The 18,759-nt window shown below is 60.7% G+C and carries 18 protein-coding genes; 2 read left to right on the top strand and 16 right to left on the bottom strand.

Annotation, left to right across the window (positions count from 1 at the left end; genetic code table 11):
- Positions 1-68: 68 nt before the first annotated feature.
- Together LARV_RS04550 and fbp are read right to left on the bottom strand one after the other, a co-directional pair.
- On the bottom strand, positions 69-491 hold the full coding sequence (locus LARV_RS04550; RefSeq protein WP_075072512.1) for a universal stress protein: 423 nt from the start codon (positions 489-491) through the stop codon (positions 69-71).
- 50 nt (positions 492-541) lie between these two features.
- On the bottom strand, positions 542-1,642 hold the full coding sequence (gene fbp, locus LARV_RS04545) for a fructose-1,6-bisphosphate aldolase/phosphatase (protein ID WP_075072511.1): 1,101 nt from the start codon (positions 1,640-1,642) through the stop codon (positions 542-544).
- Between the two features lie 39 nt (positions 1,643-1,681).
- Between fbp and LARV_RS04540 the strand changes: the two genes are divergently transcribed.
- Positions 1,682-2,035, top strand: coding sequence for a hypothetical protein (locus LARV_RS04540; RefSeq protein WP_075072510.1), 354 nt, complete (start codon positions 1,682-1,684; stop codon positions 2,033-2,035).
- Positions 2,036-2,095: 60 nt separating this feature from the next.
- Positions 2,096-2,923: a hypothetical protein gene (locus LARV_RS04535; RefSeq protein ID WP_075072509.1), complete on the top strand. Its 828-nt coding sequence runs from the start codon at positions 2,096-2,098 to the stop codon at positions 2,921-2,923.
- A gap of 535 nt (positions 2,924-3,458) precedes the next feature.
- Here LARV_RS04535 and LARV_RS04530 read toward each other — a convergent pair.
- From LARV_RS04530 to LARV_RS04465, 14 genes are all read right to left on the bottom strand, one after another.
- Positions 3,459-4,412: a shikimate dehydrogenase family protein gene (locus LARV_RS04530; RefSeq protein ID WP_075072508.1), complete on the bottom strand. Its 954-nt coding sequence runs from the start codon at positions 4,410-4,412 to the stop codon at positions 3,459-3,461.
- A 68-nt stretch (positions 4,413-4,480) separates the two neighbouring features.
- Positions 4,481-5,131, bottom strand: a complete 651-nt coding sequence (locus tag LARV_RS04525) for a bifunctional 4-hydroxy-2-oxoglutarate aldolase/2-dehydro-3-deoxy-phosphogluconate aldolase (protein WP_075072507.1) — start codon at positions 5,129-5,131, stop codon at positions 4,481-4,483.
- 28 nt (positions 5,132-5,159) lie between these two features.
- Positions 5,160-6,128 (bottom strand): phosphoglycerate dehydrogenase, encoded by a 969-nt coding sequence (locus LARV_RS04520; RefSeq protein WP_075072506.1) that lies wholly within the window; start codon positions 6,126-6,128, stop codon positions 5,160-5,162.
- The gene (locus LARV_RS04515) at positions 6,121-6,714 is read right to left on the bottom strand and encodes a glucose-6-phosphate isomerase (RefSeq protein WP_075072505.1); all 594 of its coding nucleotides are present in this window, start codon (positions 6,712-6,714) and stop codon (positions 6,121-6,123) included. The genes LARV_RS04520 and LARV_RS04515 overlap by 8 nt, the downstream gene beginning before the upstream one ends.
- A gap of 33 nt (positions 6,715-6,747) precedes the next feature.
- Complete coding sequence (locus tag LARV_RS04510) at positions 6,748-7,719, bottom strand: phosphotriesterase family protein (protein ID WP_075072504.1); 972 nt, start codon at positions 7,717-7,719, stop codon at positions 6,748-6,750.
- Positions 7,719-8,768 (bottom strand): alcohol dehydrogenase catalytic domain-containing protein, encoded by a 1,050-nt coding sequence (locus LARV_RS04505; RefSeq protein ID WP_083522317.1) that lies wholly within the window; start codon positions 8,766-8,768, stop codon positions 7,719-7,721. The genes LARV_RS04510 and LARV_RS04505 overlap by 1 nt, the downstream gene beginning before the upstream one ends.
- Positions 8,769-8,778: 10 nt before the next feature.
- A complete protein-coding gene (locus LARV_RS04500; protein WP_075072503.1) occupies positions 8,779-9,819 on the bottom strand; it encodes a Gfo/Idh/MocA family oxidoreductase in 1,041 nt (346 codons plus the stop codon).
- 67 nt (positions 9,820-9,886) lie between these two features.
- The gene (locus tag LARV_RS04495; protein WP_075072502.1) at positions 9,887-11,425 is read right to left on the bottom strand and encodes a xylulokinase; all 1,539 of its coding nucleotides are present in this window, start codon (positions 11,423-11,425) and stop codon (positions 9,887-9,889) included.
- 193 nt (positions 11,426-11,618) lie between these two features.
- Positions 11,619-12,491, bottom strand: coding sequence for a D-psicose 3-epimerase (locus tag LARV_RS04490; protein WP_075072501.1), 873 nt, complete (start codon positions 12,489-12,491; stop codon positions 11,619-11,621).
- 47 nt (positions 12,492-12,538) lie between these two features.
- Positions 12,539-13,966, bottom strand: coding sequence for an L-fucose/L-arabinose isomerase family protein (locus LARV_RS04485; RefSeq protein WP_075072500.1), 1,428 nt, complete (start codon positions 13,964-13,966; stop codon positions 12,539-12,541).
- 11 nt (positions 13,967-13,977) lie between these two features.
- The gene (locus tag LARV_RS04480; RefSeq protein WP_075072499.1) at positions 13,978-14,811 is read right to left on the bottom strand and encodes a GntR family transcriptional regulator; all 834 of its coding nucleotides are present in this window, start codon (positions 14,809-14,811) and stop codon (positions 13,978-13,980) included.
- Positions 14,812-14,889: 78 nt separating this feature from the next.
- Positions 14,890-15,846, bottom strand: a complete 957-nt coding sequence (locus tag LARV_RS04475) for a PfkB family carbohydrate kinase (protein WP_075072498.1) — start codon at positions 15,844-15,846, stop codon at positions 14,890-14,892.
- Between the two features lie 17 nt (positions 15,847-15,863).
- On the bottom strand, positions 15,864-17,675 hold the full coding sequence (locus LARV_RS04470) for an L-fucose isomerase (RefSeq protein ID WP_075072497.1): 1,812 nt from the start codon (positions 17,673-17,675) through the stop codon (positions 15,864-15,866).
- Positions 17,676-17,798: 123 nt separating this feature from the next.
- The coding region (locus tag LARV_RS04465; RefSeq protein WP_075072496.1) for a sugar ABC transporter substrate-binding protein at positions 17,799-18,759 on the bottom strand (961 nt) is incomplete at its 5' end.

The following is an 18,759-nucleotide window of genomic DNA, read 5'->3' as shown; positions in this document are numbered from 1 at the left end:
CGCAGGGGCACAGCAGCAATTGGAAATCGACTCAATCCATCCCGGCATAGCTGTGCCCGAAACCGCCGTCACTTCACGGTCAGCACCGGGCATTTGGCGTTGCTGATCACCCGCTGCGCCTGGCTGCCCACCAGCAGGCCTTCCAGCAGTCCAATCCCACGCGTGCCCATCACGATCAGGTCGCAGCCGCGCGTCTCGGCGACCTGAAGGATGCTCTGCGCCGGGGATCCAAAGAGCAGCTCATGGCGAATTTCCACACCCGCTCCCACCAGGGCAATGGCCTCCTGGATCATATTCTGACCCGCATGGGTATGCTGCTCGATATGATGGCTCCGGTACGGTTCTCCCCAGGACTGAGGAGGCGGATCCATGACCGTCACGATCCACACCATCGCCTCGCTCTTTTGACCGCGGGCGAGATCGCCGGCCAGAGCCGCGGCTTTGCGGGCGTACTCCGATCCGTCATAGGCGACCAATATATTTTTGAACATTTCCACCTCCGGATATCCGCTAAATCGCGAGCCGGATGGAATGAAATCCGTTAAGGCAACTCTGACCACCGGTCGCGCAGCTTCTCCATCACCTGCGGCAGTGTGGTGTACTCCATTTCATCCATGGGCAGGCGGTGCGGCTCGAAGGGACCATGCCGGCGCAATTGATCGGCCAGGATGTTGACCTGTCGGCGAACCTCGTCATAGCAGGGGTCGTCGAACATATCCCGCGGCCCGATCAGTTGGCCGTCGGCCAGTTGGAAGCCAAGCCCGATCACCCGCGGCGGCCCATCGAAGCGGCTGGGCGTGGCCTGCTGGACCGAAGTGGGCATCAGCGGCCCATAATGCGATCCGCGCATCCAGCCTTCGACGATGTGCGGCATGGTGAACGGCTCGAGCACTTCACCCACCGCAGGAAAGGCTCCCTGCGTGCGCACCACACACACCGGGTCGTCCTTGCCGACGTACTTGCCGGCGATCAAAGCCAGGCGTTGGGTGGAGGAGACGGCGCCGATCTCGCCGTCGTGGGTGAAGACGGCCTTGATGATGTAGCGCCCGGTTGCGCCGATGAAGACCAGCAGGTCGTACATTTCTTCAGGGGTTCTGAAGAAGATGCGCTTGTGTCCCTTGACGTCGTGGACCTCGAACTGGAACCCGGCGTGCATGGTCGGCGAGATGATCAACCCGGCGGTGTTGAATGGGTCGGCAAACATCTTGAATAGCGGCAGGTTCCAGGCGCCGGCCGAGGTCTTATCGGCCATGAAGATCAGGATGGGTTCCGATTGGCGCTCGTTGATCTCCATTTCGGCCACCCCGGGTCCCATGCCGCGCACATTCCCGGAGAACGCGTCCGCCAGCAAATCCTGGCCCGCGCCGTAGAGTTTCAGCTTCCGGGCCACCTGAGTGCAGGCAGTGAAGACGTCCCAGGCCATGTGGTGAATATCGGTATGGTCGACGCCGTGCCGGTGGGTCATGATGAGCTGCAGGTCGTCGCCGCACGAGGTGACGTGATAGTCGACGATTTGATTTTTGTGCTTTGCCTCCTCCATCAACCGTCTGGCTTCCTCCAACAGCGCCGGATGCATGGCGGAGTGCCCGACATACCCGCCCACATCGGCCTTGATGACGCTGAGTGTAATCGGTTGGTTCATGATTTCCTTCCATTCTCGAAACCAGGATCCCTGTGACCTATGATTAACAAAAACCGCCCGCTGGAATGCGGGCGGCCCGGTATAGCTTTCACCAATCTGCAAGTCCTGGCCGCAGGATCAAAGGTGAAAAGACTGCTGAGCGATATCGAAAAGGTCTGCTTTCAGTATAGGGAGCTCAGGTTTCAGCGTCAAGAGGGACTCGAAGAACCGCGCGGAAGCGACAATAGCCACTCGAGACGGGCGCGGCGACCTGTGGGTAAAAAGGCCGCGCGATTGCGAGCCGAAATGATCCGCGAATATGCCGAATCAGGTATCCGGAGTTCAAAAACACATACTGTACTCAGGAAAAAACTCATCCAACAATTGATGACAAATATTCATATTCAGGGTTGAAGCGACGTCATAAAATATATTCAATTTTACGAATATAAATATCGTTAGCAGGAAAAATTAATGGACGATCTTCAAATCGAAATTATCGAAACAATTCAACGCTTTACCGCCGAATCCCCTTCGAACCGATTAAACCAAATAGATGGAACCCTGATCTACGATCAACCCCTGATTGGCTTTGCCGACGGGGATGACCCGATCTTCGAGCTGTATCACAAGGTGGTCGGCGATTTTCACATGACCCCCCGTCAGGTACTGGGAACCGACGACACCTCGGCTGTGAGCGTCGTCGTCTGGATCCTGCCCATTATGGAAAAGACGCTGATCTCCAACCGGGAGATGACAGAAGGCTGCTCTCTGCGCTGGAATCATTCCCGGTATTTAGGAGATATTTTCAATAACGATCTGCGTCAGCACCTGGTGGATTTTCTCACTACGCGCGGCTGTCGGGCCGTCGCTCCCGTGCTAACAGATTGCTTTCACCAGGTCCCGCTAAGCAACGGCCCCGCGTCCACCTGGTCCGAACGCCACATGGCTTACGCCGCTGGTCTGGGGACCTTCAGCCTCACAGACGCGTTGATTACGAAACGGGGCATCGCTCATCGGGTCGGCAGCGTCGTTTGTAATGCGCCGCTCAAACCCACGCCGCGAACCGTCTCGAATTATCGCGAATACTGCGCATTCGTCCAAAACGGAACCTGCGGGGAATGCATGAAACGCTGCCCGGTCGGAGCGATCAGCCCCAAAGGACACGACAAGATCAAATGCGAGCATTACCTGATGCAGACCCTCAAACCCTGGCTGCAAAAGCCCGGCTATTTGGGCGATAAGTATGTCGGCTGCGGGCTGTGCCTTACCGGTGTGCCATGCGAACACCGCATCCCCTGACCCGCAGAGGAAATCCTCCCCTACCGGTTAATTCCCCCCTTTCCGTAGGGGAGGGTTCGTGATCTGAACGGCCGCGACCTCTCCGGGCCCAAACCCTCCCCGGCGCCTGCGACACCCCACATCTGATCACCGTTTACCCCGGGGATGTTTGCTGACTGCGGGCCGTGACGGTTGGGTTGTTCGATCGATTCAGATCGTACCTATCATAAAACCGCCCCTACCCGGCCTCCCCCAAATTCGCGGCGAATTTGGGGGAGGTGGCCGAAGGCCGGAGGAACCGCACGGGGATAACGTAAATTTTGCATCGTAGGGGGTACAGCGGTAATTGGAAACCGACGCGATCCATCCCGGTTTAGCTGTCCCCGGAGGCGCCAATCCTTGATCGCGCAATCGAACCCCCACCCGGCCTCCCCCAAATTCGCGGCGAATTTGGGGGAGGTGGCCGAAGGCCGGAGGGGGTCAGGTTAATAACAGCCGTGGGCTTCGCTTTCGCGAAACCCACGGCTTTCCAATAAACAGAAACCGGTAATTTTTTCTAATGGTGCACGATCTCAGCCGCGACCGCCAGGCGCTGGAACAGCTCCGGCGTCAGGTCGACGTGCAGCACCTGCGCCACCACCTGCGACCAGCCGTGTAGGAAGTACACCCAGCCGTCCTCGACGCGCACGTTGCGCGATTGGACCTGCTTTTCGGCTTGGTGCATGAAGTCCAGCTCGCCGCGGTAGTTGAACTCCCAGGCGATGCTGTTCCTGGGGAACAATCCCTCATCCGTGATCGGCGACCCGGGCACGTCCTTGCCCATGCCGGTGGCGTTGATGATGATGGACTGTTCCGGCATGGCGGCCATGACGCCGTCGTTGAATTTGGCGTCATTCGAGGCGATGTACTGGATCTGGATATCCGTGCCCAACTTATTCACCATTTCCTTCATGTGGTCCAGGCGGGGTTGGGTGCGGTTGATCACGATGATGCGGCGCGGACGGTCGGCCTTGTCCTTCTTGTTCATCAGGTGCAGCACGGTGGCCAGGGAGGAGCCGCCCGCGCCGAAGAGCAGCACCTCGCCGCCGGTGCGCCCGAAATAGCCCGGTTCGATGATCGCATCCAGGCTCAGGCCGGCCGTGATCGGGTCCTTGGCATGCCCTTCCAGGCGGCCGTCCAGCTTGGAAATGCTGGAAAGCTCGCTGCAAATCTGGGCGTATGGATCCAGGAATTCGAACATGTCGCGCGCGGCGGCGTACAGATCCATCTTGTGCGTCGTCACCAGCGCGCCCAGGCTGTTGGGATCGTACTTGATCTGCGCTACGGCCTGGCGGTAATTTTCGGGATCGTCGTGGATCTTCAGGTCGACGCCCTCGATGACGATCTCAGGGCGCCCCAGTTCCTTCATCCACAGCGGGAACACCTTCATGATGGAGGATTTCTTGGTGGTGACACCGATAAAGTAAAAGGTCGGAACGGTTTTCTTCACGACGGGATACTGCTTTTGCATGGGACTATCCTTTTTCTCGTTTCTTTTCAGTGACGCAATGATTTCAGAATGAGATCACACGGTAAGAATCAGGCTTCGGCGCGGGCCTGCCGGACAGCGGCGGCGAATTCGCTGGCGCGCTGTGAAATTTCTTCGAACCTGCCCGCCAGGGCCAGGTCCTTGGGGCAGAGTTCGCTGCCCGCGCCCACGGCCACCGCACCGGCCTTGAACCAGTCCTTCAGGTTGTCGGCCTTCACGCCGCCGGTCGGCATCATGGGGATGTCCGGGAAGGGACCGCGCAGGGCCTTCATGTAAGCCGGGCCGCCCAGCGATCCGGGGAAGATCTTGACCACGTCCGTTCCCAGTGAATAGGCCTGGAAGACCTCGGTGGGGGTCAGGGCGCCGGCCATCACGGCCAGTTCGCTGGCAACCATGCTGGCCACCAGCCCGGGTTCGCAAATGGGGCTGACCAGGAAATTCGCCCCGGCGGCTTTGGCTTCCCTGGCCTGGGCCGGGCGGGTCAGAGTGCCCATGCCCAGCAGAATCTGGTCGCCGTACTGCTTGGCGAGTTCGGAAACCACCCAGGGCGCGTTCGGTGTGCTGTAGGTAACCTCGATGCCGGTCACACCGCCGGCCACCAGCGCCTGGACCATTTTGACGGTCAGCTCGGCCGATGGACCGCGAATGACAGCCAACAAACCGATCTCTTTGACTCTTGCCAGTACTGCATGTTTATCCATAAGGTTTCTCTTCTTTCGCGACTGTAAATCAGGCCACCGGATGGGTTGGTTTTCCACCCCGCAGCACGGCCAGACAATTTTCGAGCGCCATCCAACCCATGCGGTTGGTCGCGCCGTCGGTGTGGGCCGACATGTGCGGCGTGACGATCACCTGAGGCAGGCTCAGCAGGGGGTTGTCGGCGGGCGGCGGCTCGACCGCGAACACGTCCAGCCCGGCGCCGGCCAGATGCCGGCTGCGAATGGCGTCCGCCAGATCGGCGTCGTTGACCAGTTCGCCGCGGGCGGTGTTCACCAGGTAGGAACCGGCTTTCATCTTCGCCAGGAACCCGGCGTTTACCAGGCCGCGCGTTTCGGGCAGCAGCGGCAGGTGTAAAGAGACAAAATCGCACTCCGGTAAAATCGCATCCATACCGGCCAGTTCCACCCCGACTTTGTCCGCGAAGGCGCGGTCCGGGTAGGGGTCGTAAGCCAGCACGCGGCAGTCGAAGGCCCGCAGGCGCACCGCCGCCGCCCGGCCGATGGCGCCGAAGCCCAGCAGGCCTACCGTCTTGCCCTCCAGCGTCCAGCCGTTGGAACGCGGCCAGTTGCCCTGGCGCGTGGCGGCGATGGCGTCCGGGATGGGCCGGGCCAGGTCGAGCATCAGGGCGATGGACATTTCGGCCACCGAAACCGAGTTGGCGCCCGGCGTGTTGGTGACGACGATGCCGCGTTCGCGGGCGTAGGCCAGGTCGACGTTATCGACGCCCACCCCGTAGCGAGCGATGACCTTCAGGCGGTCGGCATGTTCCAGCGCCGCCCGGTCGATCACGTCCACGCCGGCGATGAAGCCATCCACGCCCTCCACCATTTTGGCCAGGTCCGCCGACTTGAGCGGCTTGCCGGTCTGGTTATAGATCACCTGGCCGACCTGCGATTCCAGGTCGCGGATCAGACCTGGGTCCGATTTACCGTAGCTGGTGGCGCTCACCAGCACGCGCATTTGCTTCAGGTCAGGCATGGCGTTCCTCGGGGGATTTCCAGCGCGGGTTGTCCACGATCGACGCGCCGGCCGGAGTGTCCATTACCAGCTTGCGGTAGCCCTGCGATTCAATGGTGCCGTAATCGTGGCCGGCATCGCCGGGGTAGATGAAGAAGGTCACCAGGTCGCCGTCCAGCGCGGTGTTCACCGAGCGGTGCGCCCAGCGCGGCGGCACGTACAGGACGCTGCCCGGCCGAAGCGGCTCGACCGACCACTCGCCCTCGGGCGTTTCCATCACCATGTAACCCTGACCCTGCAGGCAGTAATACACTTCGGCGGTTTCGAGCACGGTGTGGAAGTGGCCCTTGGTCATGTAATATTCGTTCCCCACCTTGCCGGGGTGCACGATGGAAATGCCGTGCAGCAGTTCGCCGGCGATCTCGGGGCGCTTGAACTCATACACCTCATAAAGCAGGGTGTCCTCGCGGGCGAGCCTTTCGGAATAGGCTTTCTGATCCAGAAACTGCCCGCGCATCGAAGACAGCCGGCGCTCGATGTGGTTGTCATAGTGATCGGGGATGCCCCCGGGGAGCTTGATGTCAAACGTATAAGGTTTCGAATCCATTCTTCTCCTGATCGAATTGCAAATGCATTAACCTCATCCAACAGGCCGGGCGATGCGCCCGGTAATATTCAAGCCCATCAGGGCCGCGATTTCGGCCGGCTGCGCGCCCATGGCCTGCAAATGCGCCGGGGCGTCCTGCGGCAGCGCCGCCAGACCCGGTTCGCCGCCCATCGACTTCCAGGAGGTCGACTCGGCCATATCGGTCGCCAGCGCCACCTGCCCGGCCAGTCCGGCCGAGAGCATTTTGCCGATCAGCGGCCACACGTTTGCTTCCGGCCGGTACTTGGGCCGGTAGAAGGTGTCGTATTCGAGCAGCACACCCGCCCGGGCCAGCTCGCGGTGCAGGCCAAAATCGGGGCGTTTATCGACGTGGCACAGCACCAGGCGCCCCAGATCGGCGCCCTGGCGGACAAAGAAATCCGCGATCTCGGCCATGGCCGCGCCTTTTTCGGTATGCACCTCAACCGCGCAATCCAGATCCCGGCATACGGCCGCCGCGGCGCGCAACAGCGCCGGCGGGGTCTGTTCCAGGCTCTCCTGGCAGGCAATTTTTATGAAACCGGCCCGCACCGGTTGGGGCAGGCGCAGCGTCTCGGTCAGGCCGGTTTGTAATTCGCCCCCGAAATAGTGGTAAGCCTGCTCTTCGTCCATGCCCCAGATGGGTGCGGCGGGCGGGTAATATTTCGGCAGATGATAACCCGTGGCGGCCACGATGAACACGCCGCTCTGGGCCATCAGATCGCGCAAGCGCAGGCCGTTTCGCCCGCACCCGCCGGGCTGGCAGTCGACGATCCCGATTCCGCCGGCCCGGGCGTAATCCTGCAGTTCCGCGAGGATGGGCGCCAGTTGGTTCAGGACAAACCCAGACCCGGTGCCGGGGACCGACTCGATCCAGGCATGGTTGTGGGCCTCCACGATCCCCCGGCCGGGGATGATCAGGGGGCCGCACACCGTCATGATCCTGCGGTCGGGCGTTTCAGCGGGCGGAACGGCTTGCGGATTCATCACGGCACCAGCACCACTTTGAGCGACTTGCGATCTTCCGCCAGGCGCAGCCCTTCGGCGGCGTCGGCCAACCTGACCCGGGCGCTCACCAGCGGTGACAGATCCACCCGCCCGGAATTGACGATATTGGCCGCCTGGCGGCAGTTGTCGGTGCTGCAAGCGGTGGTGGCGCTGACGATTAGTTCCTTGTAATGCACCAGGTTCGAGTTGAACTGGATGGTCGGTTTGTCCTTGGGCAGCCCGCCGAAGAAGCTGATGCGCCCGCCGACCGCGGCCAGGTCGAGCGACTGCTCCTGGAGCGCGTTCACCGGCGCCGCGATGATGATCGCGTCCGCGCCGCGCCCGTGGCTGTTGGCCTGCAGGACGGCCTTCAGGTCTTCGTTGAACGGGTCGACCACCCGATCGGCGCCGAAGGCAGCCGCCTGTTCGCGGCGTTCGGCGACCGGTTCGCTGACGATGACCTGGCCGGCGCCCTTCAACCGCGCCAGCTTGAGGTGCATGATGCCGATCGGGCCGGCGCCCATCACCAGCACCACCTCGCCGGGCTGGATGTTCAGCGGGCGCTGTCCGCGCAGCACGCAGGCGAAGGGCTCGATCAACGCCGCCACCGCCGGATCGACGTTCTCGCCGATGGGCATGATGTTGCCCTGTTTGACCGCGTTGGCCGGCACACGCACGGACTGGGCGAAGGCCCCGTCGAGGGTGATGCCCAGGGCGTTGAAATCGGTGCACAGGTTGTTGTTGCCCGAGATGCACTCCTCGCAGTGCCCACAGCCGATGTTGGGCGCGACGAAAACGCGCTGCCCTAATTCATAACCTTTTACGCCTTCGCCAATTTGCGAAATCCGGCCGACCAGTTCATGTCCGGGCGTCCGTACCGTCCCGGCCGGGTAATGGCGGTGGTTGCCGTGAACGATGCGCAGATCGGTGCCGCAAAAAGAAGCGCTCTCCATCTCGACGATCAGTTCGCCCACCGCTACCTGAGGAGCTTCGACCTCCTCCAGGCGCATGTCATTTGGACCGTGATACCGAAACGCCAGCATTTTCATCGCTTGCCTCTTATTTTCCTTCGAGGATTTCCTTCATATAAACCGGGCGTTCTTCCAGGAACGAGCGCGTTCCGGCCAGCACGCCCGCCACGGCCATCCGGCCTTCCGCGCCGCCGACCTTGGGGGTCTGGTCCTTTTGGATGCACTCCACGAAGTGGTGGAACTCGCCGATGTAGCCCTGCTTGAAGCGCTCCTGCCAGCGGCGTTGGATGGGGATCACCAGGCCCTGGTCGCGGTTGGTGCAGACCAGGATATCCTGGCCCTTCAACTCGCCGATCTGCATGATGCCCTTTGTACCAACGATCTCGGTGCGGGCGTCGTAGCCGTAACCGCACGGGCAGATGCCGGAAATGATGCCGATGCCGCCGCTCTCGAAACGGATGTTCACCAGCACGTTGTCATAGAAATGCGGCGTATCGACGTTGTTCTCTTTGCCCTTGAAATCCGCAATCTCGGTATAGACCCGGTTCAGGTCCGAGCCCATCAACCAGCGCACACAGTCCCAATCGTGGCTGTTGACCTCGGCCAACATGCCGTTCGAGGTGCGCAGGTCGCGCGCCCAGGCCGGCGGCAAACCGGGACCGTGGGTATTGGATTTGACCATCATCGGGTCGCCGATCTCTCCGGCGGCGATGCGCTCGGCTGCGGCCGCGAACTCGGGCTCGAAGCGGCGCATGAAACCCAGTTGCAGGTGCACGCCGGCCTTGCGGGTGCCTTCGATGATGGCGTCGCATTCTTCCAGGTTCATCGCCATGGGCTTCTCAAGGAACACGTGCTTGCCGGCGGCCGCGGCCTGCAGCGCCAGTTCGCGGTGCGTGAAGGTCGGCGTGGTGATCACCACGGCGTCGAAATCGGCTCGATCCAGGGCCTGTTCCAGGCTGTTGAAACGGGCTTCGATTCCATACTCATCCGCCGTGGCCTGTAATACGGCGTCTGCCGGATCGACCATCGCGGTGATCTGAGCGCCGGGGACATACCCCATAATTGCGTCCGAATGGTTCTTGCCCACCCGGCCTGCACCCACCATACAAATCTTTACGGTCATTGCCATCGAAAAAACTCCTTCTCGTTCAATAAAGATCTCCCCGCTCGGGCAGCCGGGGAAACTGTAATTATTTTCATGCCAGCCTGTGGAACAGATCGTGGAGTGATGCTTCCATTTCGATGTAGCGCCCAACAAGCGGCTGGTAAACCTGCACCGCATCGGGTCGGGGAGCGACCGGCGCACCCACCGGCCTGGAAAAAGCCAGGGCCGTCTCGACCAGATCGCCGAAAACGCCGGTCGCCTTCCCGGCCAACATCGCGCAGCCCCAGGTGCCGAATTCGGAATGCGGCAGGTGCTGATATGGGACGTTCAGCACGTCGGCCTTGATCTGGTTCCACACGTCGCTCTTCGCCCCACCGCCGGTGGCGCGGGTCTCGATCAAAGCCAGTCCAGGGATCAGGCGTTTCAAGATGTCCAGGTAATACGCGTATTCGAAGGCCACGCCTTCCAGTATGGCGCGGAAGAAGTGCGCCTGGGTATGCCCCCACGAAAAACCCAGCCAGGCCCCGCGCATCTGGCCATCGGACGGGCATATGCGCCCGCCCAGGTGCGGCGAGAAGAACAGCCCATCGGCTCCAGCCGGGATGGCCTGCGCGGCGGTGCACATCTGGGCGTAGATGTCCTCATCGGCCGGAAGGGACTGGCCCTGGTGGGTGTTATAGAACTGGTCGCGGAACCAGCGCAGCGCCAGCCCGCCGCCGGCAATATAGGCCAGTGGGTTGTACAGCCCGGGGATGACCGAGTGCATATTCAGCAGCGCCCGGTTGTCCAGGTCGGCCACGAACTGGTCGGTGCAGGCCGCCAGAATGGCGGCCGTGCCGGCGTTGTCGAATAACATGCCCGGGCGCACCATGCCCGCCCCCAGGGCGTTGGCCGCCGTGTCGCCGCAGCCGGCCACCACGGGCGTCCCGGCCGCCAGGCCGAAGTCCGCCGCAGCCGCTTCTTTCACCTCGCCGATCACGTCCCACGGCGAAACGATGTGCGGCAATTTTTCGGCGTCCATGCCAAACATCCGGCACAGTTCGTCCGACCAGCGGCAGGCGCGCGAATCGGCGAAACCCGAAAAATGAATAAAGGTATAGTCCATGAAAGCCTGGTCGGCTTTCAATCCGGCGATCTTGCCGGCCACATACCCCGAAGGAGTCACGAATTTGGCGATACGCTTGAAATCCTGGGGATGTTCGTGCATCCACCACAGAATTTTCGGACCGTGATCGCAGGTCGGGGCGCAGCCGGTGAGCTGGGTCACCCGCTCACCGCCGATTCGGTTCATCTCCTCGATGTAGGGCTGGCAGCGCATGTCCAGCCAGGAGTCGAAGCGGGTGGCGGGCTTGAAATCTTCATCCACGGTGCCGATGCCGGCCATCTGCGAGTCGAAAGCAATCGCGGCCACCTCGCGCGGGTCGATGCCGCTCTGTTGGAGGCAGGTTTTGACCGTTTCGGCGGCGGTGCGGTAGAAATCGTCGTTCTCCTGCTCGACAATACCCGGCCTGGGTGTGTAAATTGGGACTTCCCGGCTGGCCACCGCCACCAGCGAACCGTCTGCCCGGTAGATGGCAGCCTTGGTCGCGCTCGTTCCCAGATCGACCCCGATCAGATATTGTTTTGTCACCTTACACCTCCGTCTTTCACCCGGTTTCGCGTCCCGCAGGCCGTACTTGCATCGATTTCGAACCGTTCAATCCAAAGTGCACAAAGCCAGACCGCATTCGATCCTTCAGCGGTTTCGGGGGGACGTCCCCGGACCCTCTCGCGATCCGGGGACATTGGATTGTGTCAATAAACGGATAATTCGGCTGCGATGCCTACCTGGCCGCCGCCAGTTTTCCACGAATGAATTGCAGCGCTTTCCTGGCTTCCAGATCCAGGTCGACGCCCACGCTCATATCGCGCCAGACCCGAATATCGCGGCCCACCTGCCCGCCGGGCATCAGGAAGGGTTCCATGACCAGGGCGCCCTTGTAATTGATCTTCTTCAAGGAGCTGGCCAGCTCATCCCAGGCGATGTGGCCGTATCCCGGGGTGCGGCGGTTGTTCTCGCCGAGGTGCACGTGGCCCAGATACTGGCCGGCGGTTTCGATGGCCGTGCCGATGTGATCCTCTTCGATGTTCATGTGGTAGGTATCCATCAGGATCTTGATGTTCGGGCTGTCCACGGCCTTGACGTAGGCCACGGCCTCTTCGGCGGTGTTCAGCAGATACTGCTCGAAGCGGTTGACCACTTCGATGTTGAAGACCACGTTATTTTCTTCCGCGGCCCGGATGGCCTTGCGCATGCTGTTGATACTGTTTTCAAGGTAAGGCCGCTTGTCGGTTTCGCCTTCCGGCATCAGGGCCGGCCAACTGCTGTACAGAATACCCGAAACCTTGCCGCCGCCGACTTCGCCGATTCCCTTGGCCTGGGCCTGCAAAAAGGCGATGCCCTTATTGCGGGTGGCTTCGTCCTTCGAGGCTACATCGAACGCGGCCGGCAGGCCGATGCAGTAGGTCATTTCCAGCTTGCGTTCATCTGCGTGCGCTTTGAGCGCCTTACGTTCGGCGCCGGTCAGGTTCGCGAAGACGCCGGCGTGGATTTCAAGAATATCGAAGCCCAATTCTGCAACTTTGTCGATGAAGGGATGAAAATCCGCTTCCCATTCGTGGGTCCAGTACGCGTAATAAATACCAACTTTATTCATTCTCGGCCTCCGTACCTAGGATTGATTCGGTTTGTAAAATCGACGGTCTAGCGATATACCCGGGCCTCGATCCCTAAAATCTCGGCGGCAGCGCATAATTCATTCACCCAGTCCCCGGATATGCCGTGGATGTGGTTGCACGGATAACTGGCCAGGAAGGTGTCCGCGCTGACTTCCAGGCGGGCAAAAGCGTGCGGCCATTCGATGTCCGTGGTGTGAGCTTTGGCTTCCATCTTCTCCTGCGAGAACTCGACGAAATTGGCCGGGACGACCGCCAGCCAGTATTGGCCCTTCTTGCGCGCCAGGCGCGCCAGGGTCATCGGACCGGGGCCGGCGAAGAACTGGACCGATCCGCCGCCGGCCGGGTAATCAGGGATTTCAGGATAGAAGGATACTTTCCTGAGGTTCTCGGCCGGATCCTTGGAGCGCGCCGCGAAGTAGGTTGCGTGCGTTCCGGAGTTGGCGAAGTACCAGACGTTGTCTTCGGCGTCGTAATGGCGGATATCGGCGAACAGGTTGGTCTGTCCGCCGGAAATGTGCTTGAGCAGTTCCATGGTCAGGGCGCCGTCCATATCGGCTTCGGTGGCGGCCACGATCGGTTCGTGCGGGCCTTCCCAGTCGTACGGATCGTTCAGGAAGGCCTCGGCCAGGTCCATGGTGACAAAGTAATCCGTCAGGTCGCCGTGGGACTTGAAGCCGACGAAATCCAGGTCGCGGTCGGCCATGATCTGGCGCACGGCGTGGTAGGAGCGAATTTGCTTCTTGAGTTTTTCGGTGGTCAGGACCTTGCCGTCGTAGCGGATGTCTTTGACGTATTTTTCCAGCCAGGCCAGGCCGGCGTCGACGCGCGCCTCGGATACCTTTTCGCTGGCGCGCACGATATCGTACTGCTCGACGTGTTCGACATCCACGCCGAACAGGGAGCGCCACTGGTCCTGGTTGGCGACCGCGGTGTACATGCCCAGCGGGCGCCCACCGAACAGACCGTAGGTCTCACCCTTGAGATGCGCCAGCGCGCCGGCCGCGCGGATGTATTCCATGACCTTCTGCAGCGTGTCCGGTTCCTGAATGTCGCCCCACACTCTGCGATAGGTCAGACCCAACTGGTCCATGGTGCCGGCGCAGGCCAGCATGGCCACCATGCCGGGCTCGGACGGATGCAGATTGCTGAACAGCAGGTAAGGGCCGGGGGCAAAGGTGGTGGCGATGGCAGCCAGGTTGGGGAAGGCCCAGATGGCGAAATTGAAAACCGTCATCTCGGCGCCCATCTCGCGCAGGTGCTGCGCTTCGCGCCGGGCACCCTCGGCGGTCCAGATGATTTCGCGGCCGGGGATGGCTTCCACCTCGCCGGTTGCTTCCAGGGCAGCCGCGAGCCGATCTTGATATTTCTGGTTCACGGCCACGAGGGTCTCGTGAATGTATTTACGTCCGTCTGAAAAAGTAAGGATACCAACTTTCGTTTTACGAATAGTCATGACGTTAATCCTTAATCGTGATCCGGCAAAATATTCACGCTCGAACCGGGTAAATTTTCAGGGTGGTCGACCAGGTCGTCGATCTTCCCGCTGGTTTCCCTGGACCTGAAAAGCTCGACTACGAAGCGCGAGCGGTCGCCGCGATGGAAGGCGTGGTAATACTCCACCGGTGTGCCGTTCTCCAGGAAACTGATGCTGTCCAGCTTGATCAGCGGGTCTCCCTTGGCGATTTGCAGAAAATGAGCTTCTTCGTTCGAGGCTGTGACTGCCTCGATGAAGCGCCGGCCGCGGGAGATGAACAGGCCGCATTCCTTCTCCAGGAATTCGTACAGCGATCGATTCGTCAGGTCCACCTCCGCCAGCTTCGGGCAAAGGCTCAGGGGAATATAGGTCGAAACGAGCTGGATGGGGACATTGTCGATCGAACGCAGGCGGCGAATATCCACAACCGGGGTTCCGACCGGGATCTCGAGGAAGCCGGCCACCTTCTCATCCGCCGGGATCACCCGGTGGTGGATCACCTTGGTCTGGGGTTTCAGGCCGCGTTCGACCATGTCGCTGTAGAAACCGGTCAGTTTTTCGACCAGTCCTTCCACGATCTTCGGCTCGGCGATAAAGGTGCCCTTGCCCTTGCGCCGCACGATCACGCCTTCGCGTTCCAATTCCTGCAGCGCCTGGCGCACGACCGTCCGGCTGATCTGGTACGTCTGGCACAGCTCTTCTTCACCGGGGATCTGGTCGCCAGGCTTCCAGATCTTTTCGTCCACCATGCCCTTCAAGATCTCGATGAGCTGAATGTAGTATGGAACATGGTTGTTGAAATCAATCTTTTCCGGCTTTGGCATGCGTCCCTCGGTGAACAGTTTGGATGTTTCTTGTAATCCTGTAATTACAACTCATTATAACCGGTTTGAGGCGTCAAGTCAATTGGATCTTTGAAATTGGACGACTTTCTTCAAAGTTGGCAGGGCCGGAATGGCGCCCCGCCGGGTGGTGGTCAGCGCGCCGACCGCGTTCGCCCGCTGGCAGATGGACCGCAGAACCGCTTCGTCCTGAACGGCCTCGGGATGCGCCAGCATCCCGGCCAGCAGTCCGGCCACAAAGCCATCCCCGGCCCCGGTCGTATCCACGGCCTTGACGGCATAACCCGGTACCTGCAATTGAGTGTGCGCGTTGAAACAGGTCACGCCCTTCGATCCGCGGGTCACCACCAGCAGTTTCAGGGTGTCGCGCCACAGGCTGCGCGCGCCTTTTTCGATGTCTTTTTCGCCGCTGAGAAATTCGAGTTCCTCATCGCTGATCTTGATGATGTGGGCCTGATCCCAGACCGACAGCATGCCTTCGCGGGCCTCTTTTTCACCCGGCCACAAATTCAGGCGCAGGTTGGGGTCGTAGGAAATCAAACAACCCGCCTCGCGGGCGGTTTCGAGGGCGAAGAGGGTCGCGCTGCGCGAGGGCTCGCCGATCAGCGTGATGGAGCCAAAGTGAAAGATCTTCGCCGAGCGAATGGCCGCCACATCCACATCCTGCGGGCTGTAGAGCATGTCCGCGCTGGGATGGCGGTAGAACATGAAATCGCGCTCGCCGTTCTTTTGCAGCGAAATGAAGGCCAACGCCGTCCGCGCCACACCAGAGAAGCGCACGCCCTGCGTGGAGACGCCGTTCGATTTCAGCACATCGACCAGAAAATGGCCAAAAGCATCATCACCCACCATACCCATGAAGCCGGCATTCACACCCAGGCGCGCCAGCCCCACGGCGACATTGGCGGGGGCCCCGCCCGGAGCTTTTTTGAATGCCTTTGCCTCCGTGAGCGAAACCCCCGATGTGGTGGGGACGAAATCGATCAGTAATTCACCAAAGGATAAAACATCCACCATGATCGCTTCTTATCCGCCTATTTCCGACCGTAGAGCGGTCCGTAATTTTCACAGGCGCGATAATCAGCGGCTTCCAAATCGCTGGTTCCAAAGGCGCCCCAGGCGCTCGGCCGGTAGATTTGGTCTTCCGGTACGTTGTGCATGCAGACCGGGATGCGCAGGATGGAAGCCAGCGTGATCATATCGGCGCCGACATGGCCGTACGCGAAGGAACAGTGGTTGGCGCCCCAATTGTTCATGACCGAATAGACATCCTTGAAGGGTCCCCGACCGGTCAGGCGCGGGACGATCCAGTGCGTCGGCCAGGTGGGATCGGTGCGACTGCTGATCGTCTGGGCAACCGATTCGGGTAAGTCGACCGACCAGCCCTCCGCGATTTGCAGCGTCGGGCCCAGGCCTTTGATCAGGTTCAGGCGCAGCATGGTGACCGGCATGCCGCCGCGGGTCACATAGCCGGAGGAGAAGCCGCTGCCGCGGAACGCGCCCACCTGCCCCGGATACCAGGTGGTGGCATCCAGACAGGCCTGCGCTTCGGCGGGGCTGATTTCCCAGAAGGGTTTCATGCCCGGGTGGCCGTCCACTTCCATCTGGCCGCAGCCGTCCAGCGCGGCTGCGCCCGAATTGGTGAGATGAATGAAGCCATTTTCGGCCAGGCCGGTGAGGGTGTGGCCGGTGACCCGTTTGACCGCCTGTGGGCTCCAGTAGGTGCGCACATCGGCGAAGATCTGCGAGGTATGCGTCAGCATATTCCCCAACAGCATGCTCACCCCGTTCAGGCTGTCATTTTCGGTGGCGATCAGGTACGGCGCGCGGATGCCGTTCCAGTCAAAGGACGAATTCAGGATGGCTTCCATGAAATCGCCGTTGGGGAAGTGATCGGTCCACTGGCGCTGGCCCTGGAAACCGGCCAGGATGGCGTTGCGCCCGGCCGCCTCTTCCAGATAGCGTTTGTCGAGGCGCGGATTGCCGACCATGAGATCGCGCGCGAACAGGGTCATCTTGATGACCATTTCCCAGTTCGCATCCAGCTTCTCGCGCGGCAAACGGTCTTCCGGATTCCGCCCGAGCCCTTCCCTGCAGTTCTTGCGCACCCAGGCGGCCGCACGCTGGAATTCTTCGGGGTCGTAGATTTTTTCTTCGAAACGGCGGACGAACTCGGACATATCCACCGATTCGACGCGCATGCCCAGAAAGGTTTCGAAGAAATCGGGGTTGACCATCGAACCGGCAATGCCCATCGAGGTCCCGCCGATCGAGAGATAGGACTTTCCGCGCAGGATGGCAGCCGCCAGCCCGGCGCGAATGAAGCGCAGAATCTTTTCCTGAACGTCTGCGGTAATTTCAGTGTCATCGGCCTCTTGAACGTCGCGGCCGTAAATCGAAAACGCCGGCAAACCCTTTTGATTATGAGCCGCGAGCGCCGCGGCCAGGTAAACCGCGCCGGGACGTTCGGTGGCGTTGAATCCCCAGATCGCTTTGGGCAGCAGCGGATCCATCACGATGGTTTCCGAGCCGTAGCACCAACTCGGCGTCACCGTGAGCACAACACCCACGCCCTGGCGGGCAAATTTTTCGTCGGTCCGTTGCGCTTCGACAACGCCGCCAATCGTGGTGTCGGCGATCACGCATTCCACAGGCTTGCCGTTTGGATAACGCACGTGGTTGGAAATTAAACCAGCAACGCGATGGGCCATGCCCATCGTTTGATCTTCCAAGGCTTCCCGAATCCCATTCCGGCGTCCATCAATGACCGGACGAATACCGACCTTCGGGAATTCTCCAACCCAGCGCCATTGATTCACATTTTTAGGATCTGCCGCCGCCTTCATAGCTATCTCCATTTTATAATAAAACCACTTGACTTATCGGTAAAATATCACAGGGGCCATCGCCACCCCAGGAACGGAGTGGCGATGGCGTCTATCAAACAGTAAACCTTCTACTGTTAAGAATTAGTCGGTGTACTCTTTCGCGTACAGGTGCTCGAGGGTATCGACGGTGGCGGGGGTGGCCAGGCGGCCAGCAATCAGGCTCTTCGCATCAACGGTTTCGCCCTTGACGATCTTGGTGATGGTCTGAACGAGCATCACGGACACATCGTAAGCTTCCCAGGTGGTGCCGACATCGATGTACTTCTTGAGCATGGCGGTGTAACCCTGCGGATTGACATCCTCAGCAGCGACCCAGATGTGATTGGGATCGCCGGTAGGGGCCAACTTGCCAACAGCCTGCAGCGCGTTCTCGACAGAGGAGAAGGCGAAGTCACTGGCGACGTAGAGGCAGTTCGCTTCGGGGTGAGCCTGCAGCGCGTTCAGCGTGCCGCTGTAGAATTTCTCAGCCTTCCACTCGGTGGGGACTTCAGCGATGGTGGTCCAGGCCTTGGATTCAGCTTCGATGTCTTTCCAGGCGTTGTGGCGTGCAACAGCGTTGCTGTCCAGCAGGTCGCCCTGCACTTCGATGCACTTACCCTCGACGTTGTTGTCCTTCAGCAGTTGAGCGAAGGCAGTCGCGGTGGTCTTGGCCTGCAGATAGCTGTCCTCACCAACATGGGTGGTGGGGTCGCCGCTGGTGGAGGTGCGATCCAGGGTGATGAAGGGAATGCCAGCAGCCTTGGCGGCTTCGATGGAAGCGCCGATGGTGCCTGCATCCTGAGCGCGGGCAACGATCACGTCAACCTTCTGGTTGATGCAGTCCTGAATGTTGTTGGCCTGTTGAGTGGCGTCGCCGTTGGCTACGTTGATGATCCAATCGAATTTGAGACCATTCTCAGGACCGTAGGTCTCGCCGTAGGCTTCGAAATAGTCCTGCCAGGCCTGGATCAGGGAGTGAACCTTTTCGTTCCAGGAGACGCAGACCTTTACGGTCTTGACATCGCCGGAAGCTGCGGGAGCAGAGGTTGCTTCGGCGGGGGCG

Origin of the sequence: Longilinea arvoryzae, assembly GCF_001050235.1 — a bacterium.
GTDB classification, from domain to species: Bacteria; Chloroflexota; Anaerolineae; order Anaerolineales; family Anaerolineaceae; genus Longilinea; species Longilinea arvoryzae.
Note: the sequence above shows the minus strand (reverse complement) of the source record. Positions and strands in the feature narration are given on the sequence as shown.